The 26353-nt window shown below is 39.2% G+C and carries 21 protein-coding genes; 9 read left to right on the top strand and 12 right to left on the bottom strand.

Going from position 1 to position 26353, the window contains the following annotated elements; all coding sequences use genetic code 11:
* Window positions 1-14 precede the first annotated feature (14 nt).
* The 3 genes from B5X70_RS05475 (at window position 15) to B5X70_RS05465 (ending at window position 4071) form a co-directional block, all read left to right on the top strand.
* Window positions 15-887, top strand: a complete 873-nt coding sequence (locus B5X70_RS05475; RefSeq protein WP_079556875.1) for a bifunctional 5,10-methylenetetrahydrofolate dehydrogenase/5,10-methenyltetrahydrofolate cyclohydrolase — start codon at window positions 15-17, stop codon at window positions 885-887.
* A 226-nt stretch (window positions 888-1113) separates the two neighbouring features.
* The gene (locus B5X70_RS05470; protein WP_159449986.1) at window positions 1114-3171 is read left to right on the top strand and encodes an endo-1,4-beta-xylanase; all 2058 of its coding nucleotides are present in this window, start codon (window positions 1114-1116) and stop codon (window positions 3169-3171) included.
* 249 nt (window positions 3172-3420) lie between these two features.
* The gene (locus B5X70_RS05465; RefSeq protein WP_079556873.1) at window positions 3421-4071 is read left to right on the top strand and encodes a hypothetical protein; all 651 of its coding nucleotides are present in this window, start codon (window positions 3421-3423) and stop codon (window positions 4069-4071) included.
* Here the strand turns inward: B5X70_RS05465 and B5X70_RS05460 are convergent.
* Window positions 4068-4811, bottom strand: a complete 744-nt coding sequence (locus B5X70_RS05460) for a SagB/ThcOx family dehydrogenase (protein ID WP_198314193.1) — start codon at window positions 4809-4811, stop codon at window positions 4068-4070. The two genes, B5X70_RS05465 and B5X70_RS05460, sit on opposite strands and share 4 nt — an antisense overlap.
* 526 nt (window positions 4812-5337) lie before the next feature.
* Window positions 5338-6489 carry a glycoside hydrolase family 11 protein gene (locus tag B5X70_RS05455; protein WP_079556872.1) on the bottom strand — a complete coding sequence of 384 codons (1152 nt, stop codon included), beginning with the start codon at window positions 6487-6489 and terminating at the stop codon, window positions 5338-5340.
* 768 nt (window positions 6490-7257) lie between these two features.
* Here B5X70_RS05455 and B5X70_RS05450 point away from each other — a divergent pair.
* On the top strand, window positions 7258-8844 hold the full coding sequence (locus B5X70_RS05450; protein ID WP_079556871.1) for an aspartate:alanine exchanger family transporter: 1587 nt from the start codon (window positions 7258-7260) through the stop codon (window positions 8842-8844).
* A 219-nt stretch (window positions 8845-9063) separates the two neighbouring features.
* Entirely contained in the window at window positions 9064-9999 is a 936-nt protein-coding gene (locus B5X70_RS05445; RefSeq protein ID WP_079556870.1) for an NAD(P)H-binding protein, read from the top strand.
* Window positions 10000-10035: 36 nt separating this feature from the next.
* Here B5X70_RS05445 and B5X70_RS05440 read toward each other — a convergent pair whose 3' ends face one another.
* From B5X70_RS05440 to B5X70_RS05430, 3 genes are all read right to left on the bottom strand, one after another.
* A complete protein-coding gene (locus B5X70_RS05440; RefSeq protein ID WP_079556869.1) occupies window positions 10036-10740 on the bottom strand; it encodes a head GIN domain-containing protein in 705 nt (234 codons plus the stop codon).
* 90 nt (window positions 10741-10830) lie between these two features.
* Window positions 10831-13824: a DEAD/DEAH box helicase gene (locus B5X70_RS05435; protein WP_079556868.1), complete on the bottom strand. Its 2994-nt coding sequence runs from the start codon at window positions 13822-13824 to the stop codon at window positions 10831-10833.
* 163 nt (window positions 13825-13987) lie between these two features.
* Window positions 13988-15754, bottom strand: a complete 1767-nt coding sequence (locus B5X70_RS05430; protein ID WP_159449985.1) for an RICIN domain-containing protein — start codon at window positions 15752-15754, stop codon at window positions 13988-13990.
* 371 nt (window positions 15755-16125) lie between these two features.
* Here B5X70_RS05430 and B5X70_RS05425 point away from each other — a divergent pair, with 371 nt between their 5' ends.
* The 4 genes from B5X70_RS05425 to B5X70_RS05410 all read left to right on the top strand — a co-directional run bounded on the left by B5X70_RS05425 (window position 16126) and on the right by B5X70_RS05410 (window position 19574).
* Window positions 16126-17454: an erythromycin esterase family protein gene (locus B5X70_RS05425; protein WP_079556866.1), complete on the top strand. Its 1329-nt coding sequence runs from the start codon at window positions 16126-16128 to the stop codon at window positions 17452-17454.
* 210 nt (window positions 17455-17664) lie between these two features.
* Window positions 17665-18153 carry a DUF4168 domain-containing protein gene (locus tag B5X70_RS05420; RefSeq protein ID WP_079556865.1) on the top strand — a complete coding sequence of 163 codons (489 nt, stop codon included), beginning with the start codon at window positions 17665-17667 and terminating at the stop codon, window positions 18151-18153.
* Window positions 18154-18295: 142 nt separating this feature from the next.
* Complete coding sequence (locus B5X70_RS05415) at window positions 18296-18898, top strand: NAD(P)H-dependent oxidoreductase (protein WP_079556864.1); 603 nt, start codon at window positions 18296-18298, stop codon at window positions 18896-18898.
* Between the two features lie 64 nt (window positions 18899-18962).
* The gene (locus tag B5X70_RS05410; protein ID WP_079556863.1) at window positions 18963-19574 is read left to right on the top strand and encodes an IMPACT family protein; all 612 of its coding nucleotides are present in this window, start codon (window positions 18963-18965) and stop codon (window positions 19572-19574) included.
* Here B5X70_RS05410 and B5X70_RS05405 read toward each other — a convergent pair.
* From B5X70_RS05405 to B5X70_RS05375, 7 genes are all read right to left on the bottom strand, one after another.
* Window positions 19540-21039 carry a COG3014 family protein gene (locus tag B5X70_RS05405; RefSeq protein WP_234995074.1) on the bottom strand — a complete coding sequence of 500 codons (1500 nt, stop codon included), beginning with the start codon at window positions 21037-21039 and terminating at the stop codon, window positions 19540-19542. The genes B5X70_RS05410 and B5X70_RS05405 overlap by 35 nt on opposite strands.
* A 5-nt stretch (window positions 21040-21044) precedes the next feature.
* Window positions 21045-21635, bottom strand: coding sequence for a penicillin-binding protein activator LpoB (locus B5X70_RS05400; RefSeq protein WP_079556862.1), 591 nt, complete (start codon window positions 21633-21635; stop codon window positions 21045-21047).
* A gap of 37 nt (window positions 21636-21672) precedes the next feature.
* Window positions 21673-22224 (bottom strand): DUF6913 domain-containing protein, encoded by a 552-nt coding sequence (locus B5X70_RS05395; RefSeq protein WP_079556861.1) that lies wholly within the window; start codon window positions 22222-22224, stop codon window positions 21673-21675.
* A 95-nt stretch (window positions 22225-22319) separates the two neighbouring features.
* Window positions 22320-24821, bottom strand: a complete 2502-nt coding sequence (ligA, locus tag B5X70_RS05390) for an NAD-dependent DNA ligase LigA (RefSeq protein WP_079556860.1) — start codon at window positions 24819-24821, stop codon at window positions 22320-22322.
* Between the two features lie 78 nt (window positions 24822-24899).
* On the bottom strand, window positions 24900-25145 hold the full coding sequence (locus B5X70_RS05385) for a hypothetical protein (protein WP_079556859.1): 246 nt from the start codon (window positions 25143-25145) through the stop codon (window positions 24900-24902).
* A 168-nt stretch (window positions 25146-25313) separates the two neighbouring features.
* Window positions 25314-25682 carry a phage holin family protein gene (locus B5X70_RS05380; protein ID WP_079556858.1) on the bottom strand — a complete coding sequence of 123 codons (369 nt, stop codon included), beginning with the start codon at window positions 25680-25682 and terminating at the stop codon, window positions 25314-25316.
* A 235-nt stretch (window positions 25683-25917) separates the two neighbouring features.
* Window positions 25918-26199, bottom strand: a complete 282-nt coding sequence (locus tag B5X70_RS05375) for a YtxH domain-containing protein (protein WP_079556857.1) — start codon at window positions 26197-26199, stop codon at window positions 25918-25920.
* Window positions 26200-26353: the final 154 nt, after the last annotated feature.

The following is a 26353-nucleotide window of genomic DNA, read 5'->3' as shown; positions in this document are numbered from 1 at the left end:
AACCTAATTATACCATGCAATTAATCGACGGAAAATTAACCTCACAGGCTGTAAAGCAGGAAATTGCTCAAAAGGTAAAGGCCATGATGGCAGCCGGGAAAAAGAAACCTCACCTTGCTGCAGTTCTTGTTGGTAACGACGGAGGAAGTGAAACCTACGTAGCGGCCAAAATTAAAGCTTGCGAAGAGGTTGGATTCAATTCATCTCTGATTCGCTACGATGAGAACGTAACCGAACAGGAACTTCTAAATGCAGTTGAGAAACTGAATAGCGACCCGGATATTGATGGTTTCATTGTTCAATTGCCTTTGCCTAAACACATTTCTGAAGAAAAAGTAACCGAAGCCATTCATCCGGGTAAGGATGTGGATGGGTTTCATCCGCAAAACCTTGGGAGAATGATTACCGGCGGTGATGCTTTTGTTTCTGCCACTCCTCAAGGAATTATGGAGCTGCTGAAACGTTATAAGATTGATACCAAGGGAAAACATGCTGTGGTTATTGGTCGTAGCAACATTGTTGGTCGCCCCATGAGCATTTTGCTGTCTCTTAAAGGTACGCCCGGCGATGCAACTGTGACGGTGTGCCATAGCCGAACAGCAAATTTGAAAGAAATTTGCCTTCAAGCTGATATCATCATTGCTGCGTTAGGAATTCCGGAATTTTTAAAAGCGGATATGGTAAAAGAAGGGGCTGTAGTTATTGATGTGGGAACAACCCGTGTGCCTAGTAATGAAACCAAAAGTGGATGGCGTTTAAAGGGAGATGTTGATTTTACGGCTGTTTCTCCAAAATGCAGTTATATTACCCCTGTTCCCGGTGGAGTTGGCCCCATGACTATAGTTTCTCTGCTATTGAACACGCTGAAAGCTTCTGTAAGTAGCTGAATGGCTAATAGATAACAGATATTTAAAAGCTCACGATAAGTGAGCTTTTTTTGTTTTGTTAAAATTATGTTATATTTGTAAATAACATCATCTGTTCTGTTCTGGTTATGTTAGAAGCACAGAACAGATAATATATATAAGAATTACTCGTCATCTTTAGTGCTCGCCTTATCATTTTTAATTATAACTTATCACTATGAAAGAGAGATTAAAAAACATTTTTTGTATGGCTGTTTTTATAATAGTCGGATGCACATTTATTTCAGCAGAAATCACAAACACACCACCGTCGGCTGTGATAACTTATCCGCACAGCAACGCTTATTATCAGGAAGGATCTAACATTGTCATTCGAGTTTATTCAACCGATTTTGGAGGTACTTTCCCCAATGGAACTGTAGAGAATGTAGAGTTCTTTGTTGATGATGAAAAAATCTATGAAACAAGCGTTCATCAGGATCATACCTATACCTACATTTGGGAAGATGTGCAGGCTGGTGAATATAGGATTACAGCAAGAGCGACAGATAATGACGGAGATTCATTTACATCTGCAGGAGTTATTTTAAAAGTAGGAGAAGCACCGGTGATTAAAAAAGGAATCAGTGCCGGAAAGGGAAAATATCTTGGAAATGTTATGGGTTCATCGTCCGTTCGTGCAGACTATTTGCAATTGTGGAATGGGGTCACCGCTGAAAATGCTCATAAATGGGGCAGCATAGAAGGTGAAAGGGACGTAATGAACTGGACAACGGGTGATAATATTTACAATTTTGCAGCAGATAACAACCTGGTGTTCCGTTATCATGCCATAGCCTGGGGAAGTCAATATCCAACCTGGCTTGAAGATCTTGAACCGGAAGAGTTTCAGGCAGAAATAGAAGAGTACATGGCAGAAATGGCGGCCAGATATCCATATATGGATCAAATTGATGTGCTAAATGAAAATTTGTATTTGAATACCTATAATGGAAGGGAACATGCCGCAGGAACACCATATTTTCGTGCCGGATTAGGTGGACCCGGTGAAACCGGTTATGATTGGGTAATATGGTTATTTGAGAAGGCTCGTGAATATTTCCCCAATTCAAAGCTTGTAATGAACGATTTTGAATTGGAAAACAATCCTGACGGTATTAACGAGATGCTGGATGTTGTAAAAGTTTTACGAGACAGAGGTTTGATTGACGGCTTTGGAACCCAGGCTCACACTTTCAATGTGGATGGATTCTGGAACAACCCGGGGCTTTTAAGACAACGTATTGACATGATGGCTTCAAGTGGTGTGCCGGTATATGTTACGGAATTAGATTTAATTGGAGCACCGGAAGCTTCTGAAGCCAATCAACTGCGCTCGTACCAGAACATTTTTCCCGTTTACTGGGAACATCCGGCTGTTGCTGGTATAACTTTATGGGGATACGTAGAAGGAGCAACCTGGTGGACAGGATCGGGCATCATCAATGCTGACGGAACTAAAAGGGACGCACTCATCTGGTTGGAGCAATACATGAGAGATCAGCCTGATGTAGGTTTTCCTTTCGATGGAGAGGATATGGTTAATGAAGAAAATATGGTGTATAACGGCGAGTTCAATTTGGGAACGTCGGGATGGAATGTTCAGAATAACGCAGGAGCTTCAAGTTCAATGGAAGTCGTGAATGATGCGGGAATGTCAGGATATTATGCATTGCGTATTTGTCCTGATAATGCAGGAACTGCAAGTTGGCACATTCAAATACGTCAGCAAACCCCCATTTTGAATGGTCATTCCTATACTATTACCTTTATGGCTAAGGCCGACGAAATCAGAAACATTGACGTTGCTGTTCAGCAGGATGGACAGAGTTTTAATACTCATTTTCAACAACAGGTAAACCTTACGACAGAACCACAAGAGTTTACGGTTAGTTTTACTTCCTCAGTTGCTGATCCTATAGCTGCTCTCAAATTTTATTTAGGTGGTAATTCAGCTTGCGTTTATATTGATAATGTCAGTATGATGGATGTAACCGATTCGTCAACTAGCTTGCCAAATATGATGAATAAAGAAGGTAATATCAATGTCTATCCAAACCCCTTTAGCGATAAACTGTTTGTTGATGTTGCAGATACTTCAGGATCCAGTTATTACGAAATACTAAATATTAACGGACAAGTATTGGTTGAGGGCTTGATAAATAGTCATAAAACCATTTCAACAGAATTGTTAACAGCCGGCATATATTTTTTACGCATTATGGGAGGTAATGAACTTGAAATCATTAAACTTATTAAAAACTAGCTGATTAAAAAAACAGCCTATCAAAGAAGCCGTTGTTGCAATTTGCAACAACGGCTTCTTTATATATGCAATAAAATGAAAATTAAAATTATATTTGCTTTGAATTTAAATATAAAATTTACTTATTCGCTTAAAAACAGTCTCTTAACTCATTAAAATATAATTAAAAACGAGCATGATTCGTTAACCCAAATAAGGATAAAATTTCATCATGCGGCCTTTATCCAATCAATTTTAAACGATTATTAGATGAAAGAAGGTATTTTGTTAGCCTGTATGGTTTTTATTTTGTTGATTGGCACAAATGCTGAGGATGTTCAAGGAACTTCGGAACATCAGCAACAAGGTCGATACTCTTTTGATGTAGATTTTGATCCCAGTGCAATTTTTGATGCTTCCTCTGGTAGTATGTTTACCATGCCACAAATAAGATTTAGAGTATTTCAGACAGATGGAAGTGCCTATAGAGTCAATGCTGGTTTTAATATTGAAACTGAGAAAATATATGAAGATGCAGAGGGAAATGAGTATGAAAAAGGTTCAGCAGTCTTTTTTAGTTTTGCACCAGGCTTTGAGAAACCTTTATCAAATGGGAAAGTAAGAGTTTACTACGGAGCAGAACTTCCCATAACAATATACTCAGAAAGATACGAAGCTGAAAGCAATTTCAATTCACTCAATTTGACGGGGGGCTATACTGGTATTGGAGTAAATGCAATATTAGGACTTGATTACAACATTGGAGGTGGTTTTTATCTTGGAGTTGAATTTAATCCTGGGCTGAATTACATAAGTAATTCAGACATTAAAAGGGAACGTGATATCTTATTAAAGGGGGGAAACAGTTTCCAGTTCGGAACCAATTCATCTTCCGGAATCAGAGCCGGAATCCGCTTTTAATCTGTTAATTTTCCGGCAGGGAGGAGGTATATCACGCTTTCTCCCTCCGGCAATTCTAATAAGCTGTTTACAGCCTCATCATTAAAAGCACCTACTACCACAGCACCAACATCCAGTGCTACTGCCTGTAGCAAAAGGTTTTGAGCAGCATGGCCAACTTCGTTGTAAACATACCGGATGCCTCTTTCACCATACCGCTGTGTGGTGTTTTCAAAAACTGCGCCGATAATAAATATGGCTGAAGCCTCTTCAAACATTGATTGCCCCAATGCTGCACCAGCCAAATCTGATGACAATTCACCCGTTTTTTTAAACTCCAATTGATGTCCAGCGGGATGATAAAGGTAAATGCCAGCATTTAAGCCTTCAACATCATTCACCATTATATATACATTGAGAGGAAATGCAGCACCTGCACTTGGTGCAGTTCTGAATCCACGTCGGTTTTCAGTTACACCTTGAGCCGCCCAAAGCATTTGCCCAATTTCCTTCAGGTTTAAGGGGGGATCGGAATAATTACGCACGGAACGCCTCAACGACAATGTGCGTTCCAGGCTTACTTCGCCATCTGTAACCGGGTTTGGTAATTCAATAATTGTATTTAATCTTCCTTTAATCGTTGCACTTTCAGAGGTTTTTCCGGCTCCACAACTGCATAATGCAGTTGTAAAAAAGAGAGGGTTAATGAAAAGCATCGTGATGAAAAAGAAAGATCCAGACATTCTTTTTGCTGTTTTCATGTGTTTACAATTTGATTTTCAGTTGATCCCAAGTTCTCGGGAGAACTCATCAATAATCATCCCCTGTGCTTTGGAGCATTGGACAGAGCTAGTTTTATAACTGACTGTGTTTATATCTCTAATATAACACATTTCTAACTTAAACTCAACTTATTCGGCTGACAGTAAAGCCATTTACTCATTACTATTCTAATCAATAATTCACCAGACAGTGGTGTTTCACTCCGTTTAGAGATTCAAAACGAAACCTAATGATTACAATATCCTTTTTTGGTAAAATCTCCCATCGCAACTAAGCATGTTGGTAAGATGAGATGGTAATTACGAATACAAAGGCGATAAAAAAATCAGGAACTTGCAGCAAAATTAGTATGAAGACATTTTGAATTAAAGATGATATTAACATGCGTATGCTTTCGATATACAGCATCTCATTTAAAACTCTGCCCGGCACTTAAGTGCCGGGCAGATAAAAATGTATGCATTGAATTATTTCTAATTGATGCTATATTAAATATTATTTATTTTATTGCACAGGTACAAATCTCCAATGTGCATTCTGATGATTGGTATTGGCCCATTGACCAACATCTGCACCATTGGATGTTCTACCCATTCCATCCAGATACAATCCGGTACCACGGTTTCTTAAGCGGAAGTATCCATCACCAGCAGATTCAAGACTCCATTGTGCATTGTTATGATTGGTATTTGCCCATTGACCGGCATCAGCACCATTCGATGTTCGTCCCATTCCGTCAATATACAAACCGGTACCCCGATTTCTAAATCTTTCAAATCCTCCAGAAGCTTCTCGAACCCAATGAGCATTTTGATGATTGGTGTGAGCATATTGTCCAAGGTTGGAACCATCAGAAATACGCCCCATTCCATCCAGAAATAATCCGGTCGCTCTGTTTTGGATTCTGTAGTAGGTTGCACCACTTCCTCCGCCTCCGCCACTACTTTCTCCTGCACTCCATACAGTAGCATTCACAGAGCCCTGACTATTTCCACCATAGGCTTCTGTTAACAATATGGCAGCTGGTGTCCAGTCACTTCCAAGTCCTAAACCAACACTAGCCCAAGCATTTACATGGTTGGCAAATGTGATGGTACGATTCTGACCTGTTGGCGCCTGAGTTCTACGTGTACTCCAAACTTGACGAAAAGTCTGAGTTCCATCAATCGAAGGTGCATTAACTCGCATTGCTGTATAAATATCATAGGTAGCTCCATCACTGGTTACAGTGCCTCTGTGCTCACCCGTTGGCCTTGCATTACCCCATCTCTCATTTACATAATATTCGATTAATGGATTTCTAGTCCAGCCATAATAGCCGAAAACTCCTCCACCGCTGTGGTTATGCACACCTATGTTATAACCAACTATTCTATTTACCGTTCCGGAATTCCAACCTTTTCCTGCAGTGAAATTACCTGAGTAATCCCATGATACAGTGTAATTTCCACCAGGTCCGTTTTGATAATTTACCCATCCTGGTCTATCATCAGTCCACAAGGCCCAAAAATAACCATCATGAGTTCCCGACTCATATGATTTTAGATAAGCATCATTTATTTCCTCATCTGCAATCAATTCTACATCAATGATATCCTCTGAACAACCAGACAGCATAAAAAGAAATGCTGCTGCATAAAATAATGTTCTTTTCATAATTGGATTTTTAAGTTGTTAAACAATTAGAATGATATAAATGCATACATATTTTCCTGTCTTAAAATTGTTAGAGAAACCAACTTCAACAAAAAATCATCCAACAACTCTTCCTCTAATCTCAAATTAGATTATACATTATAAAATGCTTCTGTAATATTATTCCTATTGCTAAATTTAGTAGACATATTTTCTATTTCGGGGCGGGGAGATCAGAGTTAATATATGTTGCAATATTTTGTTACTTGCTTACAATATCCTGATTAAAAATGACTCTAATAGTTATATATATAACTTTACAACAATACATTAAACCGTTTTGAGCTAGTCATATAACAAAACACTTTACATAGACATATTTAACATTGCTTTTCAAATTTTAAAAATACAACACATTAAATAAAATTGTTTTTCAATATTAGATATTTGATTTAAGCATTCAGATATATTTGATTATGTTTAATTTTTTGAATTATTTTGTATAACTTTCCAATAAAACATTGACACTCCAATAACCGCCATAGATCAGATCTATTTGCTGTTGCAAGCATTGAAATAATTCATAAATAAACATTACTATCTCGTATAAGATATCAAAACCACACCCCAAGCAGATTTTATGTTTTATTAAACCATTAAAAGAATTTTAGAGATTTGACGAGATTGTGATATTTGCTTTACAATTTTTGGTAGGTGTGAAAAAAAATGTCTGACAACTTATCCTGTATTTTTCTATATTTGTGTAAGGCCATATCAGATATAAAATAAATGGAGATTTTTACCACAGACTACGTTGCATTTTTTACCATTGTCGCATTGGGGATAATTCTCGGAAGCGTCCGCATTAAAGGACTCTCATTAGATGCGTCGGCCATAATTTTTGTAGCCATGGCTTTTGGCCACTATGGAGTGAGCCTTCCACCTATTTTTCAACAGGTGGGTTTGATTTTCTTCATGTTTAGTGTGGGAATACAAGCCGGACCCGGATTTTTCGGAGCCTTTAGTACCACCGGAATTAAATTATTAAAACTCTCAGGTATCATTATTGCATCGGCACTGATTACTACCATTTCCATCATCTATTTTTTTAATGTGGACAGTGCCATGGCAACCGGAATCTTTACAGGAGCCATCACCAGTGCATCAGGACTCGCTGCTGCAGCCGAAATAGGGGATCCCCATTTGATTGCCATCGGGTTTGGATTGGCTTATCCCTTTGGAATCATCAGCATCATTCTCTTTGTCAGGTTGTCGGCCTCTTTTTTAAGAATTGATATTCAAAAGGAAGAATTAAAACATCGTGAAGATGTTTTAATGCATCACCCCGAACCAGAGCAACGCAACTTTGTGGTTGAAAACCCCAATGTTATTGGTAAAACGCTGTCTGAACTCAACATCAGAGGTGTGACCCATACCAACATTTTCAAGATATTAAGAGATAAAACCGCCATTACCCCAACCGGAAATACAACACTCGAAAGAAATGATATTATTCGAGCCTCAGGCACATCCAAAGACCTAAACACCCTTTCGTATTTCATTGGACCGGCAACAGATATTGAAATTCCTGAAAGTCAGAAATACATTGTTCGCAGGTTTTTGATTTCCAATCGCAAAAACGTTGAAAAAACCATTGCAGATTCACATTTTCTGCAAAATTTAAACGCTACTGTAACTGCCATCAGAAGAGCTGGTGTTGATTTAATCCCGGATGCAGGAACATATTTGCGCTTGGGAGATAAAGTAACCATAAGTGCTCCGGTTGAGAACATACCTGAATTGAGCAAAATGTTGGGCGACAGTCGGGCAGAGCTGGATCACCTGGACTTTCTCCCCATTGCTGTTGGTGTCTTGTTGGGCGTATTTCTCGGACAATTGCGGTTTCCCATTCGTCCAGACGTAGAGTTCAGCCTGGGTTTAACAGGTGGAGTGCTGATTGTTGCTCTGCTATTGAGTAAAATTGGTAAAACCGGTCCAGTTGTCTGGAGCATCAGCCACACCACCAATCAGTTTTTGCGAAAACTGGGACTGCTTTTCTTCATGGCCTATATTGGCACCGAAGCAGGTAAAACACTTGGAACCACTGTTGCCGAGTATGGTTTCAGCATGATCTGGATGGGCGCTTTGATCTCTCTGGTTCCAATGATTTCTGCGGTCTTTTTTGGTAGTAGGATTTTGAAGATTAATTACCTGAGCGTTCTGGGGGTACTTTCGGGTAGCATGACCAGTTCACCTGCTCTTAGTGCTGTTGAGTCGGTGAGTAAAACCAGTGCGCCACAAGAGGCTTACACAACTGTATATCCAATTTCCCTGGTACTTATTATAATCCTTAGTCAGATATTAGTGGCATTGTAGCACCTATAACAATACCATGCAGAAATTCATAGTTATCAAATTTGTTTTGATTGAGAACGCTTTAAGTCGATTAATCTTTCAAAAATGGCAGATTTTTTGCATATTTACAATAGATCTACTGATAACCTGGCTTATGAATCGAACCATAATACTGTATTCCCAACCTGAGAGATGATATACTGTGTCTCGTTTCATATGACCTAAAACAGATTAGAGTATATGAAAATTTTACTCACCGGCGCCAATGGCTACATTGGGAAAAAACTTTTGCCTGCTTTGATTAAAGAAGGACATCAGGTAATTTGCTGTGTGCGTAATGTATCGAAGCTACCCTCATCCGAGATCTATTCCCATAATAATGTTTCAGTTATTGAATTTGACTTTTTGAAAGACCAAACTCCACCTGATTCAATCATTGATATTGATGTTGCTTATTATTTGATTCACTCCATGACAGGTTTTTCAAAGGGGTTTGAGGAGATGGAGGAGAAGGCTGCATATCATTTTCTGAGCGCAGTTAGTAAAACATCAATCAAACAAATCATATATCTTGGAGGCATTACAAATGAAGACAATCTTTCACGACACCTGTCATCAAGAAAAAATGTTGAAACCATACTCAGAAGTAGCGCTGTTCCGGTTACGACTCTTAAGGCCGGAATTATAGTCGGTTGTGGAAGTGCTTCGTTTGAAATCATCCGAAGCCTGATGGAAAAACTTCCGGTAATCATTGGACCCAAATGGTTAGATACTCAAAGTCAACCGGTATCGCTTATCAATGTCATAGAATATCTTACTGGTATTTTATTAATGGAGGAGACTTTTAATAAATCCTATGACATGGGAGGTGAAAGTGTTATTACCTACAAAAAAATGCTGGAGCAATATGCTGAATTCAGAGGATATAAGAGGTATATAATTACCATACCATCAATCCCCATGCCGATTGCTGCATTTTTTGTTTCAGTTTTTACATCATCTGATTATTATCTGTCACTTAACCTGATTAGTAGCATGAAAGTAAAAATAGTTGCCAACAACAACACCATCGAAAAGAAATTGGGCATCAAACCGTTGTCTTATAAAGAGTCACTACAAAGGTGTTGTGGGTTTCCTATTAACTTGCAACAAAACAAATGCGCGGAAATTTCTTGAAATTTCCGCGCATGGATATACAGAATATTATTCTAATTACTCCATTTCCTGTACTCTTCCTCCAAAACTGGTTCGAACTTCTATTTTTTGCGGATCCCCGGTATATTCAATTCTGGCTCCTGAACCTGCTCTTGCTTCCAACTCTTCAGTTACCCAAACTTCTGCTCCTGCACCGGTATTAGCACGCACCTTGGCTTTTTTGGTTTCCAGGTTTGCTCCGTTAAAACGTCCACCGGTGCTTAAATTTACATCAATTGAATTGGCTGTACCCATCACTTCCACTCGTCCGGCAGATGCACTGGCTTCCAAGTGGTCTACTTCAATCTCGAATTGGATGGAGGCATCGGTACCGGCATCTAAAACCAACCGTTTTGCCTCAATAACATCGTCGGAATAAACACTGCCGCCGGTTCCTGCACTAATTTCTTTTATGTTTTGGTAATAGAGATATACATTTACTGCCATGTTTCGATATATGCGTGTACGCATACGAATGGTCAGATCCTTGTTGGATTGCTCAATTAGAACATCTTCCGGATCGGCATTCATGATGTGAACTTCAGCTTTTGGTTTTTCTCCCTCCACAAGGGTTACATTGATTCCCCGCGCCACACGGAGAGTTTCAAAAGGTGCCAGTTGACGCGTTTCAATTATTATCTCACCAACAGCTGTTTCATCTTCCTGGGCAACAAGGGGTAAGGTCATTAAAATAAATAGCGCTGAAATCAGTATTTGTCTCATATTCTGTTTTTTTAGTTACTTTTTAATTCAGAATCTAATATCTTTCCTTGCAATCAAATATTAAGCCAAATAAAAAAATAATTTGGCCTCTTAACTGAATAGCTCCATGATTTCCTCTTTTGAGAGATCCGTCAATGGATTGTTGTTATTCACGAACATATCGGCCAACTGCATCTTCTTTTCCTGCAATCTGGCGATCTTTTCCTCAATGGTTCCAGATGAGAGAAACCTGTAGACAAACACGTTTCGTGTTTGTCCAATTCGATGAGCACGATTAATGGCCTGCGCTTCTGCAGCCGGATTCCACCATGGGTTAAGCATAAAAACATAATCTGCTTTAGTCAGATTCAACCCCACACCACCAGCTTTTAACGAGATTAAGAAAATGGACGCTTTTGTGTTGAACTCGTTGATCACCTTTTCTCTTTCACGGGTTGCACCAGTTAGTTTTGCATACCTTAACTTCCTGCTAACCAGTTCTTTTTCCAAAAGCTCCAGGTCTTTTACAAATGAAGAAAAAACCAACACATTGTGGCCTTCTGCCACAATGCTCTCCAAATTATCAATGATCTGCTCAAACTTACCCGAAGAACCTTGGTAGGTATCATCAACCATAACCGGGTGATTGGCAATTTGTCTTAATCTCGTTAAAGCCTGAAGTGCCATAATGGCACTTTGATCAGGAGTCTTCTGTTCAAATACCTTGTAAATGCTGTTTCGAATCCCCGATTTCTCCTTTTCATAAAATCGTTCCTGCTCTGGAGTCATGTCGCAGTATAATACCTGCTCCATCACCGGTGGCAAATCCTTTGCCACCTTCTCTTTGGTGCGCCTTAATAAAAACGGTTGAATCAGTCGTTGTAATTTTATCTCCTTTTCCTCATTGTTTTGTTTGGTAATGGGCTGAATAAAGTGGCGTTTAAAAAAAGCCAATGAACCCAATAACCCTTTATTTACCAGATTCATTTGTGCCCATAAATCTACCAGCGAATTTTCAATGGGCGTTCCGGTAAGGGTTAACCGATGAGAAGCTTCGATCTCTTTTACAGCTTCATAAACTTTGGATGTGGGGTTTTTAACATATTGACTCTCATCCAGGATAAAATAATTAAACCGATACAACTTAAGCATCTCAACATCATTACGCAAAACCCCGTAACTGGTTAAAACAATGTGGTAATGCCTGAATATCTTCCCAATTTCTTTACTTCTGAGGCGGTTTGTTCCGGTATAGTTGTATATTTTAAGTGAAGGGGCAAATTTATTAAACTCATTCTGCCAATTATGAACCAGGGAAGTGGGCATAACAATTAACGATGCAGATAACCCACTTTTATTAAACACCGGATTGGGAGGCGGGTCAAACATAGATAATTGTTGCGGTACTTTGTGACTGGAAGAGTCATCCAATTGTTTATTGACCTCTTCATGTTCGGCTTCTTCAGGGTTGCGTTCCTCATTTTGGTATACCTTTTGAATCATGGTGATGGTCTGCAAAGTCTTTCCCAATCCCATGTCATCAGCCAGAATTCCTCCAAAACCATTCTCACGCAAAAAATTAAGCCAGGCATATCCCTCAATCTGGTATGGACGCAATTTGGCTTCAATTCCTTTTGGCAGCTCAGTTTCGCCAATTACCAATGGCTGTTGCGGCGCATTTTCAAGATTAGAAACACCATGTTTTACCTGCTCCAGTATCTGAAAATGTGCACGGGGCAAACGAATAACTTCCTTGTCGGATTTGGCATAATTAAAGAGTTCACTGAAACGGGTAAACCACTCCACTGGTATCATAAACAATTGCCCATTGGGCAATATGTATTCCGGGTTGTTTTCCAAAAGGTTTTTCCTGAATTTATAGAATGATATAAGATACTCTCCAATTTGCACCCGGGCTTTAATTTCGAACCAATCGTTATCCTCATTGGTATCAATTGTCAACGAAACTTTTCCCACAAAAATCTCTCTGCCTTCGTAGCCACTATCAAAAGAGAAGTTCAGCTCATCCAGCCTCTTTCTGTTTTTTATAAACCAATTCGTAATCAATGATAAAACCTCAGATGAATCATCATTGCAATGAGCATCAGCAGGTTTAAACAGTGCTTCACCTGATTTTAAAAGCTCCAGTTTTGTCAATTCGTTAACATATCTCTGCTCATAATCAAAATCTCTCTCCAATTTGGTAAAGGTAAATCGTCCATCGTCGTTTTTAAGGTCTACAAAAATACCCGACTGACGATCAGCCAGAAAAGTTCTGTTTGAATACCTGAAATGAAGAGCTATAACCGGAAAATGTTTGAGATCCTTTTCAATGGTAAGGTGAGGAACCGGTTCTTCTTTTGTGGTAATGATTTCAAAACCTTTTGCGGTGACATCAAAATTTCGAACCATATTTCTGACAAAACCCTCCATATATGGCTCTATCTGCCGAAGAGGAACTGTAATGGTGCTTTTGGTGATAAAGGGCTTGAATTTATTGCTGTCGATGCCATCAAAATACCAAATATCGTTTTGTATTTTAATTGCTGCGCTTTGATGACAAATAAACTCCACTTCACGATTTAATAATGAAAACTCTTTGATGTTTTCATCATTGCCGCATTGCTTTACTTTAAGTGTATAAATCAACCCTTCACTGGTCAGATCGAATGTAAAGACAGGCTGAGCGGCACAATTGGGAATTTTCAGAATATCAGATGTGTATAAATGACTGTAACCTTCATTTTTAAAGTAAGCTTTGGTAGTGCCTTTGGATAGCAATACGATGGCCTGATACAGTATCTTGTCAATGTGATCTTTAATCAATGTATTGTAAAACCGGTGTTGAGGAAGATGATCAATGAAATCTTTGAGATTTTGTTGAGGACTGAACTTTTTTCGTAAGGCCTGGTCACTGATTTTGCTCAACAGGCTGATGATCTCCTTTTCCTGTGATGAAAACTTATCGCTACTCTCTTCCACATGCAACATAGTTGCATGTTCATGCAGGGTAATCGGTTCATTATTATTAAGTGTTGCAATATATGGAATGGCCGTCAGACCAATGTTTCTTTTTTCGGTAAATACTACAATCAGTTGCTCCATCAAAATCAAATTCTATCCATTTTTCGTTTCCAAAGATAATAAATTGGAGGTATCTAAAAGAAGAAATATAATGCGAGTTCGAAAACAAGTATCTCATTACAAAAAAACCTGTGAGATTAAAATCTCACAGGTTATACCATCTCAATTACTAGTTATAGAAAATCTATTTTACAATTATCTTTTCAATGGTTGAATTATTGCCATTTTCAATATATATAAAATAAAGTCCCGGATTTAGTTGCTCATTAATCTCAACCTCTTTCTGGCTAACACTTTCTGAATATACCTTTCGTCCCTGAATGTCGAGGATAGTAATATTTGTGATGCCTTCTATAAAAAGTGCTGCTAAATGTATTTTAAATGAACCTCTTGTCGGATTTGGAAAGACTCGAATTTCTTCACTTACTTTCTCTAAATCTTCTAAGCCAACCATAACGTTTCTGTAATCATCATTCATTTCATACTTAGTCTCATCAGGAGAACTAGATAGACTTCCTAGTCTGACTAATTCAAACATTTGATTGGTTGCACCTGATATACATTCCCACTGAATTATATTGGCTCCGTTTGCAGATGAAGCTCCATATACATCTAAACATTTATTACTATGACGGGCAATAATCCGATATCTTCCTGAACCTGCATTCTGAAACCTGAATTGCTGTCCGTTTCCTCCCCAATAATTCCAAATGTGGATATTGGCACCATTGGCAGTAGATATACCATCTACATCGAGTGCTTTTGAAGTTGCAATTACAGGTGATATACGGTGCCAGTCACCATCAACACTTGAAATATTAAATTGCTGTGCACCTCCTCCCCAATAGTCCCATTGAACAATATTAGTTCCATCAGATGTTCCCCAATTATATACATCAAGGGCTTTTCCGCTATGAACTGCAACCACTGCATAACGACCGTTTATTCTGGCATTATTGTCACCAGAACCGGATCCAAGATTTATGGAACATCTGGTGGTTCTTACCATCTGTGTATTTGGGTTACAATTCACCACTGTACCGCTTAATACATGTGTATCAGTGGCATCTTCTAAAAAGATTCCATGACTGGTGTTGTTTGCAATATCCACTTCATTAACAACGCAATCGTAACTACCTGAAACGCTAAAGAATCCACGTCCTGACTCTCTGGAGATTACCTTTTGAACGCGGATGTTTGGGCCATTGTTGTTTGCAACCCTGAATGTTGCATAGCCACCTCCACGATTATTGCGGAATCCATTAATGGTTCCAATGGTTGCGTTTCTTGAATTATTCAGAATAACTCCACAACCAACTGCAGTATTGGTAACTGTTACGTCCCCGATCGAAATTCCATCAACTCCATATGTTTCAATGGCATGGCCCAAAGATCCATTGATGTTAATATTACCACTTATGGTGAGATTTGAAGCAGCCCCGGTGGAATTATCAACCCTTATGCCCAATCCAACTGCTCCTGGGTGCGACAAATTCATGGTGATATTATGCAAAGTAACACCCGAACATCCCCTGAACCACATTCCATAGCGTGGTGCTCCTGTAACATGAAGGTTTCGAATCGTGATGTTGTTACGTCTGTCTGCATGAATGGCAACGATTAAATCACCTCCATCACAATGTATTGAATGACCATGAAAATCTAACGTTTGATTAGCTCCTGGCCGTATGGCATAAATACTGCCTCCTGATGGACCTGAAGAGCCAGAATTCCAAATATTAATCGTTCCAGCTCCCATGTTATTGCAGGCAGCATTAATTGCATCAAACATTCGGGTTCCGGTGTATACCGTGTTTCCATTGACACGTGCAGTCCAGGTACTGCCCGAACGCGAAACAGAACCTTGGGCAAATAAATCGGCAGTTACGAATAGAAACAGTGCAGCTGCGATTAATAGAAATTTAAGATTTGGTAATAATTTTGATTTCATAATTGATTGATTTAAGGTATTGAGATGGCATTTTGAATTATAATTTAATAAATGCTGAATTGTATTAACTACTTTTGTTAACATGATCATAGTTTATTATAGTCTTAACAAAGACCGATTGTATCCCGATTAATAACTTGGCAGAAAACGAAAAAAGGTAAGTCGCTTTTAACTTTACGTTTGAAGTAAAAGAAGGATCTTATCAATGAGAAATCATTAAATAATGTTAACATCAAATATAAATACTTAATTTTTCTTTGTATTTACACTTTTTGACTATTATTTTATACAAAATGTCACTGTATATTAATGAGTTTGACCCCATGTCCTTTTTTCGTATATTAGAGATTCAATAATAAATATATGCTATTATGAGATTTAAATTACTTATTCTATTATCAATTACTTTTATTCATTGCCAGGGTCAACCCGCACAACAAAGTGAACCGGACAACGATTTGGTAAGTTTTTTTGGCTCACGTGCCAATAAGTTTGCCTCAGCCACAGATCTGGATCCTGTTATAAATATGGCCGCTGACCGAAAGCTAATACTACTTGGAGAAGCATCTCACGGAACCCACGAATATTATCATTGGCGCGCTGAAATATCAAAAAGACTGATTACCGAGAAAGGTTACAATTTCATAGCTGTTGAAGGCGATTGGGCATCCATATACCGGTTGAATAAATATGTTAAGGGTAAAAGCGGAGCACTAAACTCTGCACGCGAGGTATTGCTCTCGTTTAACAGGTGGCCGGAGTGGATGTGGGCTAATACCGATATTCTTATTCTTGCTGATTGGCTCAGAGAGTACAATAAAAATCTTCCCCAAAGTGAAAAAGTGGGGTTTTACGGTAAAGATGTATATGGACAATGGGAAGCCATGGATGATCTCTTAAGTTTCACAAATGAGTTTATGCCTGATCAACACAATGAAATTGAGCGATTACTGAACTGTTTTGCTTCATTTAGTGAAGACGAATGGCAATATGCCAGATCTGTTGCAAGTGGGAACAGATCCTGTGAGACTGATCTTCAAAGAGTTGTGAATATCATTAATGAGCACTCCCAACCAACCGATAAAATTGATGAAATAAAATGGTTCAGAGCAAAACAAAATGCACTGGTCATGCAAAATGCAGAGAGTTTTTACAGGTTGGCGGTTCAGAGCAACGTGGACTCATGGAACAGTAGGGTAAACCACATGTGGGATACCGTTCAAAGATTGTTAACGAAATATGGAGATGATTCCAGAGGAATTGTCTGGGCACATAACACCCATGTAGGTGATTCGAGGGCAACAACCATGGGGTTAAACAATCAGTACAACATTGGTAACTTAAGCAGAAACAACCTGGGAGAGGAGAATGTCCTCATTGTTGGTTTTGGGACACGCATCGGAAAGGTAAACGCCGGAAATCAATGGGGGTCTCGTATGCAAATAATGGATGTTCCCGATGCCCAAAGCGGCAGCCTCGATTATTATCTGGGACAGGTTCCAATGGATCAATTCTTTTTAGTGTTTAGTGAGGAGGATCGCAGACACCCTTTACTTGCCGATCCTCTAGGACACCGAGCCATTGGTGTGACCTATAATCCCCGTTCCGAACAGGGAAACTATGTACCGTCACTACCTGCATACAGGTATGATGTGCTTATCTTTTTCCAGGAAACAATGGAGTTAACTCCGGTGAGATAGTATTTGTTAATATCTGTTAAACTCATATATACTTTGTAATAATCTTTTGAATTCTATATCAGAATAACCAATTTTGTTTTAAATGATTAATTAATTGAATTTCAATAAATTTTGAATGAAAGCATCAATCATTAATTAAATTATTTATCCATATTGAAGAATACCGATGCTTTCAAACTATTCTTCAGGATTTAATCAAAATAGAGGTTTATGAGTTTTACTAGAAATCAGATTCAGAAAGTTTTAGCAAGTGCGTTTATGTTTGCATTTGTTGCCATGACAACAAATGCGCAACAGTTTGATATGCAAATGCCACAAGAACAGGCATCTTTTTCAGAAGATCAAATTGACCAGTTTGTAAACACAGTGGTAAAGGTAATTCCCATTCAGGAAGCTGCTGAGGAAAAAATGATTGACAAAATTGAAGAAGAGGGTATGGATCTGGAAACGTTCAATGCCATAGCAACACAACTTCAAACCACTGGAGATGTGCAAGGTGTTGACGAAGCTGAAATCACCAAGTTTCAAACCATTTCGCAGTCTCTTCAGCAAATTCAGATGGAGATTCAAAGTGATGTAATGGAGGCCATTCAGGAAGAAGGTATGGATTTGGATCTTTACCAGGGAATTATGGCTGCTTACCAGAGCGACCCCGTTGTAAGACAACAAATTGATGAAAGACTTGGTCAAATGCAGTAGTATTTTATAATGTTTGCATAAAGCCAAAAACTCCTGTTTTCCATTCGGAAACAGGAGTTTTTGGCTTTATTAACTTCACGCATTCGAACAAATTAAGCTTGGTAAGGTTAAAAGAGTATTATCAACTTAATCATATTAAAAAATGACACACTTAATCATAGTATCACATCCGTCCAAAAACAGTTTCAGCATATATTTGGCCAATGAACTTGCCAATAAATACCGTGAAGAGGGCTGGAAAGTCATTATACGTGATCTTTATGACGTAAAATTCCCAGCGGTTTTGTCCCCCGACGACCTGGGGCAATTAAAACAGGGAGTAACACCAGATGATATTAAAACAGAACAGGAGTATATAAAAGAAGCCGATTTAATATCTGTGATTTATCCACTTTGGTGGGCTTCTTTTCCGGGAATTCTTAAAGGTTACATCGACAGGGTACTGACCAACGGATTTGCCTTTAACTATGGTGCCAACGGTGCAACAGGCTTGTTGACTGACAAGAAAGTGGTGATTCATACCACCATGGGAAACACGGTGGAAGAGTATGAAGAGAAGGATTTGATTACCGCATTCAAAAAAAGTCAGGGGGAAGAGGTGTTTGGTTTTTGCGGCATGACCATCAAAGGACACTACTTCTATCCTCAAATTACTCTGGCAGATGAAGCAAAGCGCGACCATTTTCTTCAATTTGCCTTATCGAAGTATCCCGAACTAGAATTCAACAATGTTCTAGAGAAATAAACAGACGGATATATTATGCAAATCGCATCATTTGATGTTATTTTGCTCTGATATTTGAATGTTTATGGAATTATCAGATACCTATAAAACACTGGCAGAGCCGGCTGAAGGTTTATACAAAGAGAAAGGGAGTAAATTTTTGGCCTTTGCCTGGCCTGTAGAGACTGAAATTGAAATCAAGGAACTCATTGACCAGGTAAAAGCCAGGTATTATGATGCACGTCATCATTGCTATGCCTGGCAATTGGGAAACGATGGTATGCACTTTCGTGTAAACGATGATGGTGAGCCATCGGGAACTGCAGGAAAACCTATACACGGCCAGATTAAATCCTATGAAATCACCAATGTTTTAATTGTTGTGGTACGCTATTTTGGCGGAACAAAACTTGGTACCAGCGGTCTGATACAGGCCTACAAAGAGTCAGCTGCTGATGCAATTTCCAATGGTATTATAGTTGAACGAACTATTGACAAACAGCTTACCATACATTTTGCTTATGAAAATATGAACGATGCCATGAGAGTCATCAAAGAGATGGAGCCTGCAATTGTTCATCAGGATTTTAATCTCAGGTGCGAAATGGTATTGTCAATCAGAGAGAGTAAATATATGGAGTTATCAAGCCGGTTTGAGCAACTTATGGGCGTGTCCCTAGTTGATGAAAAACCCTGAAACTCGTATCGCCGGGTTGTATGTTCACTGAAACATTCTCTGAAGAAACCCCGCCACCAACTCTGTGTTGCTCCAGTACTAACTCATTTTCGCCTGCCGGCAACGAAACACGGGTATAGGATAGGGAATAGGGTAGTGATTGCCAATTTCGGGTATCGGCACGCTCAGTTATGGCGTTTATGATGCTGACCAAAGCTCCAAGGTTTCTATTTTCATTACGAGCTGTTCTTTCCATGATCTGCTTGGCAGCCAGTCGCATAATGTTGTTTCCGACTTCGCGCAACATTCGATCCTGTAAAGATTGAAATGCAATGCGGTTAATGTTTTGTGCCATTTCAAGTCGGTGTCTTTCTCCCTGGAACAATAATGATGCTTCATGATAGAGTGGAGGGCGCTCTACATATTTTGGAAATGCCACGCGAATGATTGATAAATTGCTCAAAGAAGCCCTTTGCTGTGAAGATTGATTGCCCAGATAAATTGGAAAAGTCACTCCGAGTTCATCGCTTCCAAAAATCATCATTCCGTTTCGGGTTCCCATGTTGGTAAGATTCAAGCTCCATTCAGATTTTACAGGCCCCAACCCATTCATCCATATATAAACCAAATCACCGTTTTCCCTGGTTGGTTCCGGTGTTTTAATGCCAAACTTTTCTTCATAATAACGTACTTCGTTTCTAAAACCAATTCGACTTGCCGAATAAAGTAGATCTTTCTTTAATTGCAATGGTGGGCCAAGATGAAAAAGTTCGGTGTAATCGGTTTCATAAATCTCCAATGCATTTCGATAGGCGATGAATGCATTGTTGTAATCACCGCTGGCCTGGTAAATCAGTCCCATCAAATTGTGAGCAAAAGCATCACGTGCATAACGGTTCTTATGATTCCGGTATTGATCGTTAATTTCCTGAAGTCTGATGTTTACGCGTCGCGCTTCAACCAATGCTCCTTCATAGTTGTTTAGCGCAATAAAATTCAGTGCTTTGTAGTAGTGAATCATGATGGATTCAAAATCCTCAGGAGGATAGGGGCGAGCCATGGGGTTGGAAACAAGAACCAATGCCTCGGTGGCTAAGTTCTTTCTGTAATCCTCAATATAAAAATCCGCTTTGTCAAAATAGCGGTTACTCTCTTCATGTTCACCCATCATGAAAAGAACCAATCCGCGGTTCATGTAAAACAGAACCCTGTGATTATTACTTTCTGCCCATCGCCTGTTACGCTCCAGGGAACGGTTGGCCTGCTCAAAATCCCCGGAAGCAATTTGTGTTTGAACCTCAGCCGTACGCTGGTAAAATGTAGCACATCCTGTCAGGATCAACAACATATTTACCATCAGCAGATACTTCATTGTAATTGAGTTATATTTAATTGCAGAGTTGAGGACTTTGTTCTGAATTCTGAAAAGTTTAAATGCCGTGCGGAAAATATTCCGCACGGTAATCATTCCATAATAGTTGGTCAAAAACTTTAGTTTCTGACGTATTTACGTATTTGTTTATCACCAATCCAAACGATTTCGCTGGTTTCAAGGTGAGTTAGCTCCAAATTCACGCGATAGTAAATCACTCTTTCGCGACGATAAGTATCAACTATTGAGTTTATATCGCCATTGAGCATATAATCTGCGCCCAATTCCTGACCCCATCTTTTGGCGGTTTCTACCGAGGCAAATTCTTGCTGCGCTGCACGTTCCCGACGTAGTTCTTCTCGTTTATCACCGGCTTGCACCAAACGCACTCTGCCACTGTTTATAAATGATCTTTCAACGTCGCGTATAAATGTTTCTGCACTGATGTGCTCATGGGATTTATTATAAACAAGTCCCACAATTACTACGGGTCTTTCATCGGTGTTGCGGGTATGATGATCTATCCAATGACCACCTAGAATCTGATCAACCATGGCCTGTGCAGTCAACCGCGAGTCGGTATCGTTCCAACGTCCACTGAGATCAATGGTTTCATCTAATCCAACACGCTCAACGCGTCGCGAAGTACAGCCCTGAAGCATAAATAATCCGGCAAGGGCAACAATAAGGGTAAGTGATATGTATCTCATAATTTTTATTATTAAAGTTAATTTCCATCATCAATTTTTATGCCATCTTATTTTCATTTATACTTCCCAGATAGTGAGCCAATTGATCAGTTAGATAGATATCATTTTGCTCATTCAGCTCTATCATAAAATCCAGATCGTCGCCAAATGGTTTGGATGCTCCTGCTTTAAATCGCGCCTTAGACAATTTTACCACCCAATGAAGGGGGAAATAGTAATATCTGGAAATTACCACCAGCAAATCGGGGGTAGATTCTATAAATGCCGAAACTGATTCACTTTGTGGGTACATGAAAAAACCAAGATCCTTAACGGTGAAGAAAGTCTTCTTTTTGTCACTTATATAATTATGCTCTGTTACATGTTCAGGAATATAGCCCAAAAGGGTAAAATTGGTGCCAAACTCAGTTCTGGATTTAATAAAACGGTTCACTTCATCCACAATTCCCTTATCGCCGGCATCGAAAACAATGGCAATGTTTTTGGCCTGTTTAAGACTTATTACATTAACAATTCGCTTGACCGATTTTGCCTGCCTGTTTAAAATCCATGCCCCAACTCGGGTTCGTGTTTTTCGAAATAACTTCATTTTAATGATTTATATATTGCACAGTTTTGTTTGTGTTTAGAATATGTGCATAAAAGTAAAAAGTAAATGGATAAAAGCCGAAATAATTATGAATATTAATCCTGCTCGCTGATCATTTTTAAAAATTCTGACTCATCAATGAGTTTTACACCCAGATTTTCAGCTTTTTTCAATTTCTCTGGCCCCGCATTTTCTCCAGCCAGCAAAAAACTGGTGTTTTTTGATACCGAATCGGTTGATTTTCCTCCATGTTTTTCAACCAGTGCCTTCAACTCCTTTCGCCTTTGAGGGGTGGCAAAACTTCCTGTGATCACAAAAACCTCTCCGTTTAGTCCGCCACCAACAACCTCTGTCTCATCCTCCGAAACTTCCATTTGCAATCCACAGGATCTCAAGCGTTCAACCAGTTGTCGGTTTTCTGTATCAGAAAAATACGCGATTACACTTCCGGCAATGGATGCCCCAATGTCTTTAACCTCCAAAAGTTGGTCCAAACCGGCACTGCTGAGTGCATCCACCGATCGAAAAGCCCTCGCGAGATTTTTAGCTACTGTTTCACCGACATAGCGAATGCCCAGAGCAAACAAAACACGCTCAAAAGGCTGTCTCTTTGATTCTTTCAGCGAGGCGGTTATGCGATCAAAGGTTTTTTGCTGGATGCTGACCAACGACAGATGGTTGGTACGATCAGGTTTTGAGAGAGTGCTTTTGATGCCATTTACAAGTGCATTAGCTTTGATAAAATCTAAACCGGCTTTCTCTTCAATCTCTTGTGAAAATGCATTTTGTAAGAAATAGAAATATCGGAATGAATCAGCAACCTGCTCCAAATCTGCAACATCTAGCCCCGGAATATTCAGGGCTTTAAGTAATTCTGCAAAACCCACCACGTGGTTTTGCAGGTTTAACCGCTTAATAAACCTGATATTTTCTCCTATGGATAAAAATTTCAGGTTTTTATCCTCTGACGGTAATCGATTTTGAATCTCTTCAGGAATTGATTGTGAATCGATCTGCAGTAAGATATCTGCTATTTTTTTACAAACCGACAGAGATGGTGCACCTTTGAGCGAAAAAAGAATCTTTTCCATCGGAATGTGCGATGGAAAAGGATTGCCTGCTTCGTCAGTTGTTTTTAAATCTTTCAGATTTAAAAATTCACTTTTTCTTTCCGGAATGGTATATAAATCAGAAATATCTTTAATCAGTCCCTTTTTGTAGAAAAGTTCGATGGTCTCTTCCCCCAAACAATCAATATCCAAGGCTTTACGACTAACGAAATGGATCATTTTCCCCACAATCTGAGGGGAGCAACCGCTATCGTTGGGACAATAATGCGCCGCTTCACCTTCGTTTTTAATTAATAGGGTGCCACACTCGGGACAATTTTTGATAAACTCCACTTTTGGTACCCCGGGTGGACGTTGAGCCACATCAACGGCTGTAATTTTAGGGATGATTTCTCCACCTTTCTCCACCGCCACCAAATCATTCAAATGCAAATCCAGTTTTGCAATGATATCTGAATTATGAAGTGAAGCCCTTTTTACTGTTGTACCTGCCAGCGGAACCGGTTCCAGATTGGCAACTGGCGTAACGGCTCCTGTGCGCCCCACCTGAAAATCCACAGAAATCAATCGGGTATATGCCGATTCGGCCTGAAATTTATATGAAATGGCCCATCGGGGAGATTTGGCGGTGAAGCCTAATTTTTCCCTCAAAGAGATGGAATCAGTTTTTATAACGATGCCATCTATTTCAAACGGCAAATCCATGCGGGCATTATCCCAATGGTGGACAAAGGCAATCACTTCGTCAACACTTCGGCAAAGTTCCATGTGGGGAGATACTCTTAAACCCCATGTTTCGGCCTTCTTCAGATTTTCGAAATGGCTGTCGCCGGGAAGATTTTCGCCCAGCATGTGATATAGATAGCACTCCAGAGGCCGCTTAGCCACCAGAGAACTGTTTTGTAGTTTCAGGGAGCCGGCTGCCGCGTTTCGGGGATTGGCGAATAGCTGAAGATTTTCATTTTTCCTTTCTTCATTGAGTTTCTCAAAACTTTTTCGCGATATAAAAATCTCGCCTCTGATGTCGAACGATGGGGGAAAGTCGCCCTTTAGCTGCAATGGTATGCTTTTTATGGTCTTGATGTTGGACGTTACATCATCACCCTCAATTCCGTCTCCCCGGGTTATGCCGGACACCAGACGCCCATTTTCGTATGAAAGTGATATGGCCGTGCCATCATACTTCAGTTCACAAACGAAAACAACCGATCCACCGGCAAGTTTCTCAACCCTGTTGATAAAATCGCGTAACTCACCTTCTGAATAGGTATTACCCAACGAAAGCATGGGGTACTTGTGCTTAACGGTATTAAAATCCTGGCTTAAATCACTTCCAACCCTCATTGTTGGGCTGTTGGGATCCTGAAATTCGGGATGTTGTTTTTCAAGATCTGCCAGCTCCGCAAGTTTCCGGTCAAATTCCTTGTCAGAAATTTCCGGACTGTTTTTTATATAATAGAGGAAATTATGGTGGTGCAACTCATCGCGCAGCTGCTTAATTTTTTCCTGAATACCTGGATGTTCCATAAATTTAAGGGTAATTTGTAGAGTAACAAAAATACAATTTTATGAAACAAATCAAGTACCAATCTCTTATTTAGCGTTCTATTTTCTCGACTGCCCGGTAATCTTACTCTCTATCCACTGCCTTAATGCACCGGAAAGTGGTTTTATCCATTCTGCCAAGGCAGAGGATAGCAAACGCATTGGACTAAGAGCGGCACTAAACTCCATCACAGACAAATCCAGTTTACGGCGAGCCAGCCTAACCTCATATAGCAGTCGGGTTTTCTCCTCTTCCAATTCCTGAAATGATTCGATGTAATGATAACTGATTTTTCGTTTTGCCATGGGAAAATACGTTTTGTAATATTTTTATACTGTTTTGACTTAAACATTAAAATATATCGCAAAGTTATTGATTGAATTAAGTAGTATTAGTTGTAAAAACATCTAATATTCTAAATGTTATCCAATTTTAATTGATGTCTTTATTGACATACCCTATAAGCCGACATTCTACTCATCATCATCCTCAAATTTTGGGAAAAAGAGCTTTACAAATGATCTGATTACTGGTTTTTCAACCACTTTTCGGCGAAGCAGATAGAACATCCACGCTAATAAAAAATAGAAACCCGCGATAATTAGAAATCCAAGGGTTACGGATTCTAATATATGTCCCAAAAAATAGGCTCCTGCAATAGAAATAAACATCAAAGCGAAAAAAAGCAGGTAAAGAATGCCCATTTTTACTGCAAACCCTGCGGTAAACCTGGACAACTCTTCCACAATGTGCAATTTCAATAAGTCTATGCGCTTATCGACGTATTTCTCAAACTCATCTTTTACATCATTCAAATGATCTTTAAAGTCTTCTTTAAACATAGTACATTTTGGTTTAGTGAGGTTGTGTAAGTACTGTATGTAAATATATCAAATTTCTTTACAGTAGTAGTTATATTCTCCTTATATCTTATTTGGGAAACAGTTCAAACAAAACATCCGGCAGAACCCGATGTAAAGCGAGCATGGCCGGATGCAGGATTTTTAAATCCTTGAAAAAATGATTAATTGCGATAAAATGTGGCAATGCTTTGCAAAAAGCATTGGTTCTTAATACCTATTTAGCTTTTGCTTCCTGAGGCTTTTTATATTCATTCACCATTTTCTCAATTCTTCCTTCAACTTCATGGATTCTTTGTTTGATATCCTCCTTTAATTCACCTCCTTTGGTTTTAAGTTTTCCTCTAAGAACATCCAACTCATCTTCCAATTCATCAACTTTCTTCTTGATTTGCTTGCGGGTATCTTCACCCGACTGAGGTGCATATAACAATGCAATGGTTGCGCCTAAAGCTGCGCCAGCCAGTAAACCTCCTATAAATGATCCTGCACTTCTCATAATACATGTTTTTTAGGTTAAACAATATATTGATTTTCAATATTCTATAAAACTGGGATCTATTACCCTATTTTTAATTGTAAATATCAATAGTTCGTTAAACCATTGAAAAAATTTTATTTTTATCTATTTAAGAATTACGCTATACAAACGA

Origin of the sequence: Alkalitalea saponilacus, from assembly GCF_900168165.1 — a bacterium.
Taxonomy (GTDB): Bacteria; Bacteroidota; Bacteroidia; order Bacteroidales; family Marinilabiliaceae; genus Natronoflexus; species Natronoflexus saponilacus.
This window is presented reverse-complemented; position numbering and strand designations above follow the sequence as displayed.

What these genes read in the sequence shown, in the direction of transcription:
- B5X70_RS05475 (WP_079556875.1), top strand. Translation starts at nt 15, where the DNA reads ATGCAATTAATCGACGGAAAATTAACCTCACAGGCTGTAAAGCAGGAA.
- B5X70_RS05470 (WP_159449986.1), top strand. Translation starts at nt 1,114, where the DNA reads ATGGCTGTTTTTATAATAGTCGGATGCACATTTATTTCAGCAGAAATC.
- B5X70_RS05465 (WP_079556873.1), top strand. Translation starts at nt 3,421, where the DNA reads ATGAAAGAAGGTATTTTGTTAGCCTGTATGGTTTTTATTTTGTTGATT.
- B5X70_RS05460 (WP_198314193.1), bottom strand. Translation starts at nt 4,811, where the DNA reads ATGAAAACAGCAAAAAGAATGTCTGGATCTTTCTTTTTCATCACGATG.
- B5X70_RS05455 (WP_079556872.1), bottom strand. Translation starts at nt 6,489, where the DNA reads ATGAAAAGAACATTATTTTATGCAGCAGCATTTCTTTTTATGCTGTCT.
- B5X70_RS05450 (WP_079556871.1), top strand. Translation starts at nt 7,258, where the DNA reads ATGGAGATTTTTACCACAGACTACGTTGCATTTTTTACCATTGTCGCA.
- B5X70_RS05445 (WP_079556870.1), top strand. Translation starts at nt 9,064, where the DNA reads ATGAAAATTTTACTCACCGGCGCCAATGGCTACATTGGGAAAAAACTT.
- B5X70_RS05440 (WP_079556869.1), bottom strand. Translation starts at nt 10,740, where the DNA reads ATGAGACAAATACTGATTTCAGCGCTATTTATTTTAATGACCTTACCC.
- B5X70_RS05435 (WP_079556868.1), bottom strand. Translation starts at nt 13,824, where the DNA reads ATGGAGCAACTGATTGTAGTATTTACCGAAAAAAGAAACATTGGTCTG.
- B5X70_RS05430 (WP_159449985.1), bottom strand. Translation starts at nt 15,754, where the DNA reads ATGAAATCAAAATTATTACCAAATCTTAAATTTCTATTAATCGCAGCT.
- B5X70_RS05425 (WP_079556866.1), top strand. Translation starts at nt 16,126, where the DNA reads ATGAGATTTAAATTACTTATTCTATTATCAATTACTTTTATTCATTGC.
- B5X70_RS05420 (WP_079556865.1), top strand. Translation starts at nt 17,665, where the DNA reads ATGAGTTTTACTAGAAATCAGATTCAGAAAGTTTTAGCAAGTGCGTTT.
- B5X70_RS05415 (WP_079556864.1), top strand. Translation starts at nt 18,296, where the DNA reads ATGACACACTTAATCATAGTATCACATCCGTCCAAAAACAGTTTCAGC.
- B5X70_RS05410 (WP_079556863.1), top strand. Translation starts at nt 18,963, where the DNA reads ATGGAATTATCAGATACCTATAAAACACTGGCAGAGCCGGCTGAAGGT.
- B5X70_RS05400 (WP_079556862.1), bottom strand. Translation starts at nt 21,635, where the DNA reads ATGAGATACATATCACTTACCCTTATTGTTGCCCTTGCCGGATTATTT.
- B5X70_RS05395 (WP_079556861.1), bottom strand. Translation starts at nt 22,224, where the DNA reads ATGAAGTTATTTCGAAAAACACGAACCCGAGTTGGGGCATGGATTTTA.
- ligA (WP_079556860.1), bottom strand. Translation starts at nt 24,821, where the DNA reads ATGGAACATCCAGGTATTCAGGAAAAAATTAAGCAGCTGCGCGATGAG.
- B5X70_RS05385 (WP_079556859.1), bottom strand. Translation starts at nt 25,145, where the DNA reads ATGGCAAAACGAAAAATCAGTTATCATTACATCGAATCATTTCAGGAA.
- B5X70_RS05380 (WP_079556858.1), bottom strand. Translation starts at nt 25,682, where the DNA reads ATGTTTAAAGAAGACTTTAAAGATCATTTGAATGATGTAAAAGATGAG.
- B5X70_RS05375 (WP_079556857.1), bottom strand. Translation starts at nt 26,199, where the DNA reads ATGAGAAGTGCAGGATCATTTATAGGAGGTTTACTGGCTGGCGCAGCT.